The organism is Brevibacterium sp. HMSC08F02 (assembly GCF_001807555.1).
In the GTDB taxonomy this organism is placed as follows: Bacteria; Actinomycetota; Actinomycetes; order Actinomycetales; family Brevibacteriaceae; genus Brevibacterium; species Brevibacterium ravenspurgense.
The window spans coordinates 12,564-28,359 of record NZ_KV789360.1; the positions used below are offsets into that span (position 1 = coordinate 12,564).

The following is a 15,796-nucleotide window of genomic DNA, read 5'->3' on the forward strand; positions in this document are numbered from 1 at the left end:
TGCGCCGGCAGGACAAAGAATGCGGCGGGGCGAGGTGCCGGGCTGGCTGGGTGGGCCCGCCGGGCCGCGGGCGGTCGCCCCCAGTTAAGCCACGAGGCGCCGGGCCGGTTTGGGCCTGCTGCTCAGACTTCGTATTCTTCGGCTTCGCGGACCGAAAGCACTGGGACTTTCGCGTTGAGGATGATCTTCTGCGAAATCGAGCCCATGAAGAGCTTGCCCACGGGGGAGCGGCGGCGAAGTCCGATGACGAGCATCGTCACATCGCTGCGGGCTTCGGTGAGTGCAAGCAGCTCTTCGGCAGCGTCGTTGCCGCGCAGGTACTGCTTGACTTTGCCTTCAACCCCTTCGGACTTCATGTATTCGCGGGCTTTGTTCAGCTGGTCTTCGGTTGCGACTTCGCGTTCGTCTACCGCTTCGCCGACCCCGGCGTTGACAACGTAGAGCTTGTCGCCGGTTTTCTTTGCGAGGTCAACGGCTGCTGTCAGTGCTGCTTGGCCTTTGGTGCTGGGGGTGTAGCCAACAAGAATCGTCATACCCTTAACTCTATCCGTGCCGCGGAAGTTTCGGGTAGGCCCGCATAAGACTCGGGCCGCACCCCGTGCAAACGGCACCGATCGCTCAGACCGCACACCACGCGCAATGCTTATGCCACCCCACGCGGCACCCGCACTCCGCGTGCATCCGCGACTACAGTGGAGGCCGTGGAACCTGATGTTGAAAGCCCCGCCTGGACGGCCCACACGCAGCGTATGCGTGAGCTTTTCCCTGCGTGGCCGGATGGTTTTCCGCTGTCAGCTTTTGTGTCGCGTTACCTGCTGGGGCGAGTCGCCGGCCAGCTGAACATTTCCGGGCGTCCCGAGGTTCCACCTCGGCATCCGGTGCCGCTGGAAGACGACGCTTCTTTTGTCGTTCTTGACGATGCGGATGGTTCAGTGACGGCTGCGGTTCTCGCAGCGACCACGGGGACCGTCACGGTGTACGCGGATTTTCTGCCGCACGCGCAGCGTTTGCGTGAGATGTTCGGTGATTCGCGGGTGAGTGTTCGTCCGCTGCCCGGTTTTCCGCCTCATATTTCTGCCGGCCTTGATGTGCGAGGCGCCCGCCCGGCGAAGGCTCTGCTCATTTCGCCGAAGGCGCAGGCCGCGGTGGCCGATTACGTTGCCGCGCTGCGCCCGGTGGTCGATGAGTTCATGGTCGTCGGTCGCGATAAGCACTTGTTCCGCGGCATCAATGCGGAGCTGGCGCGCGGTTTCGAGCGGGTCGATGTTTCGCCGGGCCGCTATAAGTCGCGAATGATCATCGGTTCGACGCCGGAATCCGGCATGGGGTTCAGCACAGCGCGGATTGAGCCGCACCAGCGCACTGCGCGCGCGGATATTCCGGGGCTTCCCGATCTCGAGGTGTCCGCGTACGGAGCGTGTTTCGGCGGGCCGGAGATTGACGCGGGTTCCGCTCTGCTGCTGCGCGCGCTCGCTGAGCGCCACGCAGGCACGGCTAGCTCTGCCTCCACATCAACTGACGATGTGCCTGCTGGCCGCCCGCGGATCCTCGACTTGGGGTGTGGCAATGGTTGGCTGTTGACGGCCGCCGCGCATGTTCTGGGGGCAAGGCAGGCCGTGGGCGCTGATGCGTCGGCGGCGGCGTTGGCTTCTGCTGAGCTGACTGCCGAGGCGGGTATGCCGGCGGGCGTTGACTGGCGTTCTGAGTATTCGGATGCGGGGGAGGGACTGCCACAGCAGGCTTTTGATGTGGTGCTTCTCAATCCGCCTTTTCACGCGGGGCATGAAATCGAAAGCGATACTGCCAAGAGGATGATGCACAGTGCCCACGCGGTGCTGCGGCCGGGCGGTCGTGTGGTCGTCGTGTTCAATTCCGTGCTGCGGTACAGGCGTGAACTCGAGGGGCTTTTCGGACAGGACAGCGTCGAACAATGGGCGAGGGATCGCCGGTTCACCGTCCTGTCGGCGGTGAAAAGCTGACCACTTGATTCACCTCGTCAGCCTTGCCCTGCAGAGAAGCCCGGCTCCCAGCTGACGAACAGCTGGGAGCCGGGCTCCACCTCGGCCTTTCATAGCCGGCTAGCGCACTCAGCGCTGAGCGACTCCCTGTGCGGGCTGTGTGCGGGATGCCGCGATCGCCGGAAAGAGTGATGCAGCCAAAGCCGCAAACGCGGTCACAGTTGCCAGCACCGCAAACATCGTCCACGGGACGTCTGGTGCGACGGTGATGCCTTCGGCGGTCAGCAGCGAACGAACTCCAGCCCAGCCGAACAGAACGCCCAAGCCCGTGCCCACGATGAGTGAGACGATGGCCATGAGCATCGCCTCGCCGGCCACCATGCGGGCCGCTGCCCAGCGGGACAGTCCCAGGGTGCGCAGCAGCGCGGTTTCGCGTTTGCGTTCAATTGTTGCCAGGGACAGGGTGTTGCCCACGCCGACGATCGAAATGATGATCGAAGCGCCCAGCAGGCCCAGCACAATTCCCATCATGATGCTGATGATCTGCGCATACGATGCTCGTTGGAGTGCGCCGTCTGCATCGCTGAAAACACCGGTTTTCTCGAGATCAGCCTTGAGCTTTGTGATCTGCGAAATGCTTGCGTCGTCAGCCAGACGAACCCACGTTTGGCCGTCTGCCTTTGTCAGGCCGAGGGCAGCGATGTCGTCTGCGTTGGCAAGTGCCGTGTCAGCGGGTACGGCATGGTGGACCTTCACTGTGAGCTTGACGGTTTTCTGCCCGGCGTCGCCAGCCTTGCCAGCCCCGCCAGCCTGCCCAGCGGTGAACGTGACCTTCTTGCCGGCAATGTCTTCGGTGTTGGGACCCGACTTGATGTAGACCACGCCAGGTGGTGGCAGGAGCTTCGTGCTGCGCGGCACGCTGTATTTCTGCTTTTCAACGCCGATCAGGTGCGTGTGCGTGCTTTCCGGATCACCGTCCTGGCCCAATGGCTCAGAGGCCTCTGCCTGCGTGCCGGGCAGGGTGACGAGGTCCTTGACGATCTCGGAATTCTTCAGGGTGTTGACCGTTTTGTCGGAGCCTGATTGCGCTGCGAGGTCGATCGGTGCGTCTTCGGACAGCGTCGTGTCGATGGTTGTGCGAGTGGTCTGCGCGCCCATGAAGATGGTGGCCACCAAGGTCACACCGATCAGCAGCGCCGCGGTTGTCGAAGCGGTCCTGCGCGGGGCCAGCTTCACGTTGCGCGCAACAAGACCGAGCGTCGGTGAGCGGAAGATCTTTTCGCCGACCCGTCCGATCAGTTCGACCAAGGGCGGCACAAACACACGGCTGAGCAGCAGCACACCGCAGAAGGCCATGAAAGCGCCGGGCAGGGTGAGCGTCATGTCGCCAGCGTTGGCCCCGAGCACGGTGACCGCAGCGCCGAGTGCGGTGAGCACTGTGCCAAGCACCAGACGGATCCACGGGAAGCGCGAATCGGGTGCGGGGATGTCTGCCGGTGCCAGTGCATCGATGGGGGACACGCGTGTGGCTTTAAGCGCGGGGACGAAGGATGCTGCAACGGTGACGGTGATGCCGACTGCCAGGCCGAGCACCACGGCGAGGACTGGCAGGGGTGCGGTCTGGAAGTTCGCCTGGACGTATGCGCGCAGGGCAATGGGCAGCAGCATGGCGGCTCCCCAGCCCACAAACACTCCGATGACGGAGCTGACAAGACCCAGCACGGCACCTTCGGCCAGGGTTGCGTTGCGCAGCTGTGAGCGTGTGGCGCCAACTGCCCGCAGGAGCGCCAGGGAACGGGTGCGCGAGGCGACGAGCACCTGGAAGGTGTTCGAAATGACGAGCACCGCTACGAACAGCGCCACCGCAATGAAGGCGCCGATGAATGTCACGACGGTTGCGGAGTCTCCCGTGACGTCGTTCATGCGCTCTTCGATCAACTGGTCTTCTGTGGCGACTTTGTAGTCACCGGCAAGTTTCGCACCGTACGTGTTGCTGACCACCTCTTCAGAGCCGGCCAGGGCGTCTGCTATCGCGGACTGGACTTTCGAGGTGTCGGCTGACTTGTCTGTGAACACGCGCAGGTAGTTGAAACCCGGGTCCAGGTCGGCAATGCCGTGGTTGGTCACCTGGAGTGCGGCTGAGGGCATGGGGCCGATGCCGGTGATGGTGTAGGTGCGTTTGGTGTCCTGCCCGCCCTCGAAGGAGGGAACGCTCAGCTCAACTTGGTCTCCGACTTCCTTGTTTTCCTGTTCGGCGACTGAGGTGTCGAACAGGATCTGGTCGGCTTTGGTAGGCGCTTTGCCTGTTGTCACTTCGATGTGGCTGTTTTTGGGCCACACGGAGACTTCGGTGAATCCGCCGCTGGGCAGGCGTGCGAAGGTCGATTCGATTCGCTGTGTTTCTTTGACTCCCTTGATGCTGTTGATCTTCTTTTCTGTCGACTCTTCAAGGGGGTCGTAGTCGTTTGTCACCACAAGGTCCGCACCTGAATACTGAGCGGAGAATTCACCGCGGATGGTTTTGTTGAAGGATGCCAGCACACCGGTGACGGCAACGACGAATGCGACCGACACGATGATGGTCAGTGCCGCGGCTATCAGGCGTGCACCGCCGGAGCGCAGGTTTGCTTTGACGATCATTTGGTGACCTCCAGAAGTGCGTCGGAGATCGCCTCGACAGTCGGGGAGTAGAGCTCGCCCACCACGTATCCGTCAGCGAGCATCACGACGCGGTCGGCGTAGGCGGCGGCTGATGGGTCGTGGGTGACCATGACGACGGTCTGGCCCAATTCGCTTACGCAGCTGCGCAAGGTCTGCAGGACTTCGGTGCCGGTGCGTGTGTCGAGTGCGCCGGTGGGTTCGTCGGCAAACAGGACTTCAGGCTGGTTGACGAGTGCGCGGGCAACGGCGACGCGCTGTTGTTGGCCGCCGGAAAGTTCGTGGGGGCGGTGGCTCAGTCGGTCGGTCAGTCCGAGGTTTTCGACGATTGCTCGTTTGAATTCCTGGTTGACTTTGCTGCGAGCCAGTTTGGCCGGGAGCATGATGTTTTCATCGGCGGTCATTGCGGGGATCAGGTTGAACGCCTGAAAGACGAACCCCATGTGGTTGCGCCTGATTTTCGTCAGGGCGGAGTCGCTGATGCCGGTGATTGCCCGTCCGGCCAGGGTCACGGAGCCGCTGTCGGGGCTGTCCAATCCGGCCAGTATGTGCATGAGGGTCGACTTGCCAGACCCGGAGGGCCCCATGATCGCGGTGAACTTACCGGCCTGAATGTCGATGCTGAAGTTGTCGAATACGGTCAGGCGGGCTTCGCCGGTGCCGTAGGACTTGCTGATGCCGCGGGCGCTGATCGCGGTTGAGTGCGCTGTGGAAATCGTCATGTTTCCACTTTCGCGAGCTCGTCAGCTCAGATCATCGGCCCGTGGGATGCTCCTGAAAGGTGTTCCTCATCCCTGAGGATGAGGTTCATACGATTCCCGTCTCGTACGCCAGGATGACGGCGTGGATGCGGTCGCGCACTCCGAGTTTTGCCAGGATGTTCCGGACGTGGGTTTTGACTGTGGGTTCGGCCATGAACAGTTCGTCCCCGATTTCCGCGTTCGACTTCCCCTGCGCGATCAGCTGGAAGACTTCGCGTTCGCGCGCTGTGAGCCGCTCCAGTTTCTGGGCGTGTTCGGTGGGTGGGGCGGGTTCTGCGATGACGGTCTGCAGCAGCCTGCGGGTGGTCGATGGTGCGATGACGGCGCCACCCGTGTGGGCTTGTCGTATGGAGTCGAGCAGCACCTCGGGGCGGGCGTCTTTCAGCAGAAAACCGCTGGCCCCTGATCGCAGAGCCGATAGCGCGTATTCGTCTGTGTCGAATGTGGTGAGCACGATGACGGTGGGCACGCGGGGGAGCTTCCGGGCATCGCCGAGCGCCATGATTTCAGCTGTGGCGGACAGTCCGTCAAGGACGGGCATGCGGATGTCCATGAGAACAACGTCGACTGCCTGTGCCGCAACGGTGTTGACGGCCTCACGGCCGTTTTCTGCCTGAGCGATGACCTTCATGTCGTCTTGTGAGTCGATCACCATCGCGAATCCAGCCCGTACAAGAGCCTGGTCGTCAACAAGAAGTACGCGAATGGTCATGAGTTGTCCTCGGGCAGTGTCAGCTGAACTGAGAATCCGGTGTCTGTCGGTTCGGCGGTGAGCGTGCCGTTGTGAACGCGCGCTCGCTCTTTCATGCCCTGAATGCCGGCGCCGGAACCCGGAACGGCTGAACGGTCAGCGTGCCCGGTAGAGGTGATGTCGGCGATGAGCTCTTTGTCGCCCGGCCGTACGGTGACGGATGCGCGGGCGTGTGGTCCGCCGTGTTTCATTGTGTTGGTGAGTGCTTCTTGCACGACACGGTATACGGCAAGTTCGGCTGCCGGCGACAGGGTGGGGAGGTCGGGGGAAACTTCCAGCGTGACATCAAGGCCGGCTGAGCGGACGTTGTCGATGAGGGTGCCGAGGTCGCTGATGGCTGGCATGGGTGCGGTTTTCTGTCCGGGTTCTCTGTCGCGCAGGACCCCGAGGATGCCGCGCAGGTTTCCCAGGGCTTCGCGCCCGGTGTCGGCAATCGTTTCCAGTGCTGCCACGGCCGCTTCGGGTGAGCGCGCGGCAGCGTAGCGGCCGCCGTCGGCCTGGGTGATGATGACCGACATGGAGTGGGCGATGATGTCGTGCATTTCTCGGGCAATGCGCATGCGTTCGGCATCAGAGGCCAACCGGATTTCGTTTTCGCGTTCTCGTTCAAGCAGTGCGCTGCGTTCAGCTATCCGCTGGAGTTCGTCGGTTCTGCGGCGGCGGTAGTCGCCTGTGGCCCAGGCGAATGCGACTGCAGCCAGGGGGAACACAAAGAACGCGGAAACGTACATCAGCAGGTCACCGGGCGTAACATCCTTGATTCGCGCACCCTCCAGGTACATCATGGCCGAGACGCTCACAAGGAAGATCAGAGATGCTGCCGCGCCCAGGGCAAGGAAGATCTTGCCCCAACGGCGGGGAGCATATGCGGTGACTGCGTGAACCGTGATGGGAACTGCCAGCAGTGTGGGATGTGGGTATCCGCCTGTCAGGGCGTAACCGAGACCTGTCGCTGCCACTGCCCAGCCGGTGACCAGCGGGAATGTGCGGCGGAAGGTGAGTGCGGCGCCCATTGCACCCAGGAGCACCATGTGGATGATGCCGCGCACATCGTCTTCATAGAACCGAAAGCTGAACGCGATGAGCATCAGGGGAGCGGCGAAGAGCAGCGAGTCAACAATCCATTTATGGGTCGAGAAAAACTGCGATGCCCTCACGTGCCACGGTTCTGCCATGACAGTAAGTCTAGGAAGCCCCAGGGTGGGCTTTCATCGTCCCGCGGGATGAGTTCTGCGCTGTGGGATATGATCCTGCGGGGTGCATTGGCGAGGTGCCGCTCGGGTCCGCGCTCGCTTTTTGGGCCGCTGACCTGTGTTCATTCTGTATTTAACCAGGTGGGACTGCTGATTCAGATTGGTCTGTGAGGGTAAGCGAGACCCTGCTCTGATCGTCAATGGAGATCACCCATGCCCCGCTCTCAGCGCTTCGGCGCGTTTGTTCTTGCTGCCGCTGTCATCGGAACGCTGACCCCGTCGACAGCTGTTTTTGCCGCTCTGCCGGCAGCCCAGGAAGCTTCTTCGGAAGAACCGGCGAAGGATACCTCCGCCTCGGAACCTTCAGAAGAACCCAAGCCTTCGGAAGCTGCCGAAGCTCCGGCCAGGCCCACCTCGGAACCTTCTGAAGACCCGAAGACCCCGGAAGCTGACGCCCCGGCAACTCCTAACTCGGAGCCTTCGGAAGCAGCGGAAGAAGAGGAAGAAGCGAAGACCGGCAAGGTTGATTTCCGTCTGTTCCGTGACGAGAACCTCAACAATACGTATGAGGATGAGGACTCCCACGATGGCTACGTGAACCTGAAGAACCAGAAGACCGGTGAGTGGTTTAAGGTTCTGCCCGGTTCCTTGCAGAAGCAGGGTCTGCCGGCTGGCACGTACACGGTGTACATGCGTGATGCTTCGATCGCGGATGGTTTTGGTGTGGTTGTCGATGCTAAGGGCAAGCGTCTGCCTTTCGCTGAACTGAAAGAGCAGAACGACGCGACGTATATTGACGAAGACAGCGGGGAGACGGCGGAGACTGTTACTGATACCGGTCGTTTTGTCACCACCACGATCGAGGTGAAGGCCGGGGAAACTGCCACCGCTCACTATGCGTCGACGCGGATCGACGCTGCAACGAAGGTCACCCTGGATGGTGAGAACGTCCCCACCGATGTGTATTTCAAGGACGGCAACCGGAAGCTGAAGTCCTTTGAATCGGACTCCGGTTACCTGGCTTCGGATGACGCTTCGAAGAAGGCACGCCATTTCTTCTCTGAGGAATGGATCACGGTCGGTGTGAACACGGTGGCCGGTCAGCGTGTGAAGAATGTGACCGTCGGCGGTCTGGGTGCCGGTAAGACTGTCGAAGCTGAGAAGGTTTCCGCGACGGAGTACCGCGTGAAGCGCTCAGAAATGGGGGATGATTTCGGTCGCTTCGAGTTCAAGGTCGAACTGGAGAAGACTGCTGAGTTCGGCAAGGTCGACTTCCGTCTGTTCCGCGATGAGAACCTCAACAACACGTACGACAGCGGCACTGACGAGGACCTGGATGACTATGTGAACCTCTTCAATGAGGACACCAAGGAATGGTTCAAGGTTCTTCCCGGTTCGCTGCAGAAGCAGGGTCTGCCCGCAGGCAAGTACACGGTGTATATGCGCACTCAGGGGACCGCGCAGGGCTTCGGTGCGATTGTCGATGCCGACGGTAAGCGCCTGCCCTTCGAGACGCTTGAGGGCAAGAATGAAGCCGTGTACATCGATGAAGGCAACGGCAAGCAGACAGGAACCGTCACTGACACCGGCCAGTTTGTCACCACCACGATCGAGGTGAAGGCCGGGGAGACGGTCGAGGCTCACTATGCGTCGAGCCGCATTGATGCTTCCGCGAAGATCAAGGATGACGGTGTGGAAAGCGTCTACTTCAAGGACGGCGACACGAAGCTGGGTGCGTTCGCTTCGGATGCTGGCTTCCTCGCCACTGCAGACGCAGAAAAGAAGATCCGTCACTTCTTCACAGAAGACACGGTGACCCTGGGCGTCAACCTGAAGGACGGCCGCCGGGTTGTCAAGGTCGAGGTGGAGCCGTCGGCTACTCGTGGTGGCGAGACTCGTGTGCTGTACGATGCCGAAGCTGCAGCACCTTCTGCTGACCCGGAGGCAACGCCTGCCGCCGCACCGGTTGCCTTCGCTGCGGCCTCTGCCGCTGAAGCATCGGCCGAACAGGAGCCCACAGAGTTCTCGATCAAGCGTTCGGAAATGGGCGATGACTTCGGCCGCTTCGAGTTCGTGGTGACCACGGGACCGAAGGAAGACCCCACCGACGAGCCGACGGATGAGCCGACGGACGATCCAACCGACGAGCCGACGGATGAGCCGACTCAGGACCCGACGGATGAGCCTACCGACGAGCCGACGGATGACCCGACGGATGAACCGACCGACGAACCATCCCAGGATCCGACGGAGGGTGCAACCGACGGTTCGACCGAAGGCGGCTCCGCAGCTCCTGCACCCGGTGAGTCCGATGGCAATGGCAGCACCGGCGGTTCCACGGAGAGCGGCAGCGGCTCGACCACGGGCAGCGCGTCTGACAGCAGCTCATCGCAGAAGGGTTCAATGCCGCGCACTGGTGTCAGTGTCGGCATGAGCCTGGCGGCTGGGCTGGGACTCATCGCGGTTGGTTCTCTGCTGGTTGCACGCCGTCGCAAAGGCTGAGTGCTGAACGTGTGATCGCAGCTGAATAGAGCACGGTGCGGGCGAGGAACACCTCGCTCGCACCGTGTTTTTGCGCCTTCACCGGACGGGTGCTCTACGCCGGCATCCACCCGAAGACTCCGTAACTGTTTCAGAAACGATTCCACAGACTAACGATTCCGAATATCTGCACGAATAAACATATAAGTGCTTTTGCATCCTATTAACGGCTCTTTATGCAAATGACAAAACACCCCTTTTCTGGGTAATTTAATTCTCGCTGAGTTTCTGTATTGAGAATGCTGACCATTGAAGGAGGGGCTCATGCGCGGTCTGTTCGCGGTCTGTACCTCGTTTGCGGCGGTTGCGGCTACGGCTGCCGCGTTCGCTGCGGCTCCTGCTCTCGCAGGGCCGGATGACGATCGCAGTGTCGAAACACAGGCGCACATCGATGCGCCGAAGGTCTTCTGGAATAAAGAGGTGAACTCGTTCGTCATCAATTCCCAGGCGGGCGGGAAAAACGTTCCACTGGATGAAACGGCCAATTGGGTTGGCCGTGGCTATAACGATGACGGCAGCCAGAATTATGTTTTCCCGATTACGGATGATCCCCGCCTGAACTTCCTGGGCAAGGATGGTCAGCTGCTCTACATGGCACCGCAGGTCCCGGGCCCGGGCAACAGCCCCATCTGGTCGGGCTTCGGCGCCGACACCGCTGTGCCCATTGAAAACTTTCTTGACGGGAACTTCGCTTTGGAGCTCGTCGGCTTCAACGGTCCGGGCGAAATGAACATGTTCAACTATTCGACGTTCGGCAGCCTGCCCGTGACGCGCCTGTTCTCGTCACATGACAACGTTTCGCGGACCGTGTGGCTGGATCCGGGCACGCACACGCACAACATCACAACGTTCACAAAGCCCGGCCGCTATGAGGTCACTTTCGATGCGAGCGCTCGCACGACTGATGGCGCTTTCACTGCTTCGAAGCCCACAACCCTGGTGTGGCGTGTGGGCGGCACGAACCCGGCTGATGAAAAGCTCGGTGATGTTAAGACCGCCTACAACAATGCCGGGAACGTTAGCGGCACCTCGTCCCCGAACTTCATAATCGCCCCGCACTCAGGCAGCGAAAAAGACGGTGACAAGAACCTGACCGATCTGACTTTCGACGCCGGCACTGAAGCCGCCGAGGGCACGGTCGTGTTCTACATCGACGGCTATCACCTTGCTGAGGTCCCGGTGAAGAACGGCAAGGCGACGTGGAGTGAAATGATCGGCTCCACCTCGTCAACCTTCCAGGCAGTGTTCGTGCCGACCAAGGGTGCGGCACGCTGGGTCAGTGCGCCGCTTACCTCGAGTACCGGGCAGAAGCCGGTGTCCACGAATCAGCCGGGGGAGTTTCCGCAAGAAACCCCAGCAGCACCTGCCGGCGGCTTCTCAAACGGCGAGGTGAAGGTCGGCTCCCGTGATGTCTCTGTCAGTGCTCGTACGCAAAGCGACGACAACAGGGTCACGATTGAAACGAAGCCCGCGGATGATTCGCTCATCTACAACGTCGCGGGTGGTTTCTATGAAGAGGGCTATGACGAACCCACCTGCTCTGTTGATGGTGTCAGCGGTCCGGGGCGGAGAAACCTCGAGGTGGATCGTGAGTACTGCAAGGGCGATGAGTACACGCTGAAGCTGACGCTGGAACCGCAGCCGCGTGCGGCGATCGGCAATACGGACACAGTTGATCTGGGCAAGGTCAGCAGTGCCGGTAAGACCGTGGAGACTCGCTTTTCTGAAATCGGTGCGGGCGCAACTCCGCCACCGGGTAACGGCGGTGAAGAACCCGGCCCTGGAGACGGCGGCACGAAGCCGAAGCCGGGGGATGGGACTCCGCTGCCGGATCCGGGTGACGGAAATGACGGTTCTGACGGGGACCTCCTGAGCACGCCTGTCACAATCAGCCGTGGGCATGTAGACCTGCGCGCAATGGATCACAAGGGCGAATTCTCTGTGGCCCTCGGTGATGATTCGCGTCAGCATGCCACGGAGTCGGTGACGCGCACGATTGATTCGACGACGCTGGCAGTCACGAAGCTCGCGAAGGTCAAGCGTGAAGGCAATGCGCTTGCCGATCCGAGCTACGACGTTCTTGGGCCAAAGGGCTCTGAGCTGTATGTTCTGCCGCAGGCTCAGCAGCCGGGCCGGGTGTGGCCGGGCTTTTCGAGCGAAACACTTGACCGCGCGAAGTACCCCGAAGGTGCGACGATGACGCTCAAACCGGTGAGCGCACCTGAGGGTGGCAAGTGGTTTGCCTACACGGAGAATCTGGGCGCGATCCAGAAGATGTACGCCTCGAGCGACAAGGCTTCCGACATTCCACTGCCGCCTGGCACACACATGCACACAGCGTGGGCCTTCACGAAGCCCGGAACGTACACGATTGACGTGACCGCGCGAGCTAAGCGGGACAGCGGCGGTGAGCGCAGCGCCGGTGGTGAAGTGCAGGCGAAAACTCAGCGGCTGACCTTCGAGGTAGTGCAGAAGTCTGCCGGTGGCGAGGTGCCGGGTGACGGATCTGGCGAGGTGCCGGGTGATGGGCCTGGCGAGGTGCCGGGTGACGAATCTGGTCAGGAACCAAGCGTGCCAGAAGCTCCCGGCGGTGAGTCGGGTGATCAGGGCGGCACGAACCCGGGTGCAGATGCCCCGGAGGCTCCGGGCGGCAATCCGGGTGAGCAGGGCGAGGAGCCCGGTGCGGAACAGCCGAGTGCAGATTCAGGTGAAGATTCCAACGCTGACGCAACGGGCGCCTCGGGTGGTGACGTTAGCAGTGCATCAAACGGTTCGGCAGGTGCTGCTGATGGTGCCGCTTCGGGTGGAACTGCTTCGGGTGGTGGCGGGACTCTGCCGCGCACCGGTGCGACGCTCCTGCCCCTTGGGATGTTAGCCGGTGTTCTCGTTGGTGGGGGTGCTGTGCTGGTGGCAGCTGGTCGCCGTCCAATTCGGCCACACGAAAAGCGCAGAAATCGATAGGATTTTCCGTAAGCACCTGGCGACGCTGGAGGGAACACAGTGACTGCATCCGATTTCGAGGTGGACCTCGACTCCGCCGAATCGATCCTGGAGATTACGGGCTGGTGCCTGCGCGCAGACGAGCGGCTCAACGAGGAAAAACCGTGGGACGGCTTTGTGATCCTGACCGGTTTTGAGGAGGCGCACGCGGCGATGCAGGCATGGCGGTTTGTCGGTGAAGAGACCCTGCCCACGGGGGTGAACATTGCCAATCCGGCGTTCAACCTTGACGTGATGGAACGGCTGCGTGAGCTCACTGCCGACCCCGAACGCGGTGAATGGCAGACCTGGGTCATTCTCTATGACCTCGCCAGCGACTCCTTCGATCACATCTTCCTGTGGCCGGGAGAAGATGCGGGGTACAACGTGATCGGCTACGACACCCCGATGTCGACGATTGAAGCACTGAATCCCGCCCATCCTGCTGAAGAGCCGCAATGGCTGACTGCGGCCAGGGGTAAGCCGCCCGTCTGACGACATTGGAGGAAGCGCAGTGACTGCGCCCGATATCCAGGTGAATTAAGACTCTGCGATTCGATCCTGGAAGCCATCGGCCGTCATCCAGGGATTCCAGCGCCGCTAACCCTGCTTCGGCTGGGACTCCTGCCGCTGCTGGTTGGGGTCCCCGCAGTACCGCTGCTGGTTCGGCGCAAACTGTTGGGGCGGATACTGTTGAGGCGGCCCGGCATGGGCGGTCCGGTTCTTGCGTCGAGTCAGGACGATGATGAGCACCAGGACGACGATGAGTGCAAGGACGACGATGGCCCCCGCGGCAATCGCGACCACAGCGAGGGTCGGGAAACCTGCGGGCTGGGTCGGCGTGGCGGCCGTTTCCTTATCAGACGAGGTATCGCTCCCGTTACCCCATTCCCCGGCGTTCGGGGCCATCCCCAGCCAGCCTTCGTCTTTCGCCACCTGGGGCAGCCACCTGACGGCCTCCGGGTCGACGCCCGCATCAACCTTGTAGTGCTCGGGATAGGCCATTGTCGACTCGTCCGCGAAGCCGTCGCACAGTTCACGCACGACATCCCACTGTGGATCATCGTTGGCCGTACCGGGATAGGTGATGGGCTCATCGGGATACTGCATCGGGTCATTGTCGATAAACGCAACCGGATCGATGACACCAAACCCGAGCTCACTGCTCTGGCGCCCGCCGTTGCTCGCCGTTTCCGTCAGCGAGTGAATGAGTTGGTGATAGGTCGCATCGGGCCATTTTTGGTGTCCGAGCGCCAGCGTTCCCGCAACGATCGGCGACGAAAAGCTCGTGCCTGCACCATTGGACACCAGTTTTCCATCCGCCTCGCGCAAGGTGAGCTTCTCCCCGGGCGCCGCAACCGTGAGCCCCTCACCTGCTGCTGCCCAGTTCGTAGCTGCTGCGCCCGGCTTCGAGGCGGTCACCGACACCACACCCGGTAGGCCTGCCGATTCGGCGGAGACATTCCGGTCGTTTCCCGCACCGGTTATGAGCGCCTTGCCGCGCATCTGCCAGTAGGCATTCTGGTAGCTGGACGGCTGGGTCGGCCCGAGTCTCGACATCGACATAATGTCGGCCCCACGCTTTTCGGCCTCCATCATGCGTCCGCCACCGAGCACCACCATCTCATCGCAGTCGGACGGCCAGCCCGATGAGGACGGGGTCAAGGCAAAGGGCTGTTCCATGACGAGTAGCTTTGCTTTCGGCGCCACCCCTTGAATACGCCCGTTGCCACCCTGTCCGACGATCATCGTCGCCACCTGAGTCCCGTGCGCAACGGACTCCTGGTAAGTGGCCCCGTCAAGATCTACGGCGCTCTTCGAGGCTTCCCGCATCGGCAGGCATTCATCGGGCATCGGCACGAATTCGATATCAGCGCCCTTGAGGTCGGGGGAGTTGAGGTCGACGCCCGTTTCCGCGATAGCGATCGTCACCCCAGACCCATCGAGGCCCTGATCGCGCAGCTTCACGTAGCCCAGTTCATCGTCAAACCACGGCGAGGCATCGCCGGCAGCAACCGACGGAGCGAGTGGGATGACAATGCTCCCGGCCATTGTGACGGCGGCAAGAAGAGCGCCCCAGATCCGCCGGCCTACGGTTCGGCCCCGGGCCGTCCCATACCGTGACGCCGTCACATCAGTCGGGGAATCCTCAACGCGCATTACCGGGGTCCTCTCACCTCGGGCCAACATGAAATAAGCCGCGGCGACGCCCCCAACCCTAGACGCCACCCGTCAAAACTAGTGCGCATGGATGAACACCACGTGAACCATGCCACCACATAAAACGAAGGCTGCCTCTCGGATACGCACCCGGCGGTCGAACCTTTCCCATGCTTGTGAACGAAGATCGCCGACCCTGCCTTTTCGGCGAGTTGTAATCCACCACGGCCACGTAACGGTCTGCGGGTTTCAGTCCATTTCGGTCACACGAAAAGCGTAGAAACCGATAGGATTTTCCGTAAGCACCTGGCAACGCTGGAGGGAACACAGTGACTGCACCCGATATCGAGGTGGATTACGACTCTGCCGATTCGATCCTGGAAGTCATCGGCCGGTGCCTGCGGGTGGACAGGAAACTCAATCAGCGCAAGCCGTGGGACGGTTTTGTGGTTGTGTCCGGTTACGAGCCGGGGCACTCAGCTCACCAGGCATGGCGGTTTGTCGGTGAGGAAACGTGGATCACCACAGTGTCCGCGCTGAATCCGGCGTTGAACGAGGCGCTGATCGCGCGGCTTCGGGAACTGACTGCAGATCCCGAGCGTGGTGATTGGCAGACCTGGATTGTCCGATACGACCTTGCCAGCGACAGGTTCGACCACACGTTCCTATGGCCTGGGGAAGACGACGGCTACAACGTCCTTGCCTATGACACCCCGATGTCGGCGATCGAAAAACTGAACCCGGCCCGCCAAGCAGAATAAGGTCAAGTCCTTTTGTGTGGTGTATGAAATCGTT

The 15,796-nt window shown here is 61.5% G+C and carries 11 protein-coding genes; 5 read left to right on the forward strand and 6 right to left on the reverse strand.

The features are described 5' to 3' along the window. Positions 1–122: 122 nt before the first annotated feature. Entirely contained in the window at positions 123–533 is a 411-nt protein-coding gene (locus HMPREF3172_RS06210; RefSeq protein WP_019174688.1) for a universal stress protein, read from the reverse strand. Positions 534–701: 168 nt separating this feature from the next. On the opposite strand from HMPREF3172_RS06210, the gene HMPREF3172_RS06215 reads away from it, so the two are divergent. After that, entirely contained in the window at positions 702–1,979 is a 1,278-nt protein-coding gene (locus HMPREF3172_RS06215) for a class I SAM-dependent methyltransferase (RefSeq protein ID WP_070516241.1), read from the forward strand. A 108-nt stretch (positions 1,980–2,087) separates the two neighbouring features. On the opposite strand, the gene HMPREF3172_RS06220 is transcribed toward HMPREF3172_RS06215, so the two are convergent. The 4 genes from HMPREF3172_RS06220 to HMPREF3172_RS06235 all read right to left on the reverse strand — a co-directional run bounded on the left by HMPREF3172_RS06220 (position 2,088) and on the right by HMPREF3172_RS06235 (position 7,303). Continuing rightward, entirely contained in the window at positions 2,088–4,598 is a 2,511-nt protein-coding gene (locus HMPREF3172_RS06220; protein ID WP_070516244.1) for an ABC transporter permease, read from the reverse strand. After that, complete coding sequence (locus HMPREF3172_RS06225) at positions 4,595–5,338, reverse strand: ABC transporter ATP-binding protein (RefSeq protein ID WP_070516246.1); 744 nt, start codon at positions 5,336–5,338, stop codon at positions 4,595–4,597. The genes HMPREF3172_RS06220 and HMPREF3172_RS06225 overlap by 4 nt, the downstream gene beginning before the upstream one ends. 85 nt (positions 5,339–5,423) lie before the next feature. Continuing rightward, positions 5,424–6,089 carry a response regulator gene (locus HMPREF3172_RS06230; protein ID WP_070429033.1) on the reverse strand — a complete coding sequence of 222 codons (666 nt, stop codon included), beginning with the start codon at positions 6,087–6,089 and terminating at the stop codon, positions 5,424–5,426. Further along, positions 6,086–7,303: a sensor histidine kinase gene (locus HMPREF3172_RS06235; RefSeq protein ID WP_070429032.1), complete on the reverse strand. Its 1,218-nt coding sequence runs from the start codon at positions 7,301–7,303 to the stop codon at positions 6,086–6,088. The genes HMPREF3172_RS06230 and HMPREF3172_RS06235 overlap by 4 nt, the downstream gene beginning before the upstream one ends. A gap of 231 nt (positions 7,304–7,534) precedes the next feature. On the opposite strand from HMPREF3172_RS06235, the gene HMPREF3172_RS10530 reads away from it, so the two are divergent. The 3 genes from HMPREF3172_RS10530 (at position 7,535) to HMPREF3172_RS06250 (ending at position 13,336) form a co-directional block, all read left to right on the forward strand. Continuing rightward, positions 7,535–9,823 (forward strand): PT domain-containing protein, encoded by a 2,289-nt coding sequence (locus HMPREF3172_RS10530; RefSeq protein ID WP_070516248.1) that lies wholly within the window; start codon positions 7,535–7,537, stop codon positions 9,821–9,823. Between the two features lie 303 nt (positions 9,824–10,126). Then, positions 10,127–12,823: a choice-of-anchor M domain-containing protein gene (locus tag HMPREF3172_RS06245; RefSeq protein ID WP_070516250.1), complete on the forward strand. Its 2,697-nt coding sequence runs from the start codon at positions 10,127–10,129 to the stop codon at positions 12,821–12,823. Between the two features lie 39 nt (positions 12,824–12,862). Continuing rightward, the gene (locus HMPREF3172_RS06250; RefSeq protein ID WP_061941346.1) at positions 12,863–13,336 is read left to right on the forward strand and encodes a hypothetical protein; all 474 of its coding nucleotides are present in this window, start codon (positions 12,863–12,865) and stop codon (positions 13,334–13,336) included. Between the two features lie 105 nt (positions 13,337–13,441). Here HMPREF3172_RS06250 and HMPREF3172_RS06255 read toward each other — a convergent pair whose 3' ends face one another. Beyond that, on the reverse strand, positions 13,442–14,809 hold the full coding sequence (locus tag HMPREF3172_RS06255; protein ID WP_176746135.1) for a S8 family peptidase: 1,368 nt from the start codon (positions 14,807–14,809) through the stop codon (positions 13,442–13,444). Between the two features lie 521 nt (positions 14,810–15,330). Here HMPREF3172_RS06255 and HMPREF3172_RS06260 point away from each other — a divergent pair. Further along, positions 15,331–15,762, forward strand: coding sequence for a hypothetical protein (locus tag HMPREF3172_RS06260; RefSeq protein ID WP_070516253.1), 432 nt, complete (start codon positions 15,331–15,333; stop codon positions 15,760–15,762). The last annotated feature ends 34 nt before the right edge of the window (positions 15,763–15,796 follow it).

Bases quoted from the DNA above. Each gene is read 5' to 3' on its own strand.
- HMPREF3172_RS06210 (WP_019174688.1), bottom strand. From the start codon at position 533: ATGACGATTCTTGTTGGCTACACCCCCAGCACCAAAGGCCAAGCAGCA.
- HMPREF3172_RS06220 (WP_070516244.1), bottom strand. From the start codon at position 4,598: ATGATCGTCAAAGCAAACCTGCGCTCCGGCGGTGCACGCCTGATAGCC.
- HMPREF3172_RS06225 (WP_070516246.1), bottom strand. From the start codon at position 5,338: ATGACGATTTCCACAGCGCACTCAACCGCGATCAGCGCCCGCGGCATC.
- HMPREF3172_RS06230 (WP_070429033.1), bottom strand. From the start codon at position 6,089: ATGACCATTCGCGTACTTCTTGTTGACGACCAGGCTCTTGTACGGGCT.
- HMPREF3172_RS06235 (WP_070429032.1), bottom strand. From the start codon at position 7,303: ATGGCAGAACCGTGGCACGTGAGGGCATCGCAGTTTTTCTCGACCCAT.
- HMPREF3172_RS10530 (WP_070516248.1), top strand. From the start codon at position 7,535: ATGCCCCGCTCTCAGCGCTTCGGCGCGTTTGTTCTTGCTGCCGCTGTC.
- HMPREF3172_RS06245 (WP_070516250.1), top strand. From the start codon at position 10,127: ATGCGCGGTCTGTTCGCGGTCTGTACCTCGTTTGCGGCGGTTGCGGCT.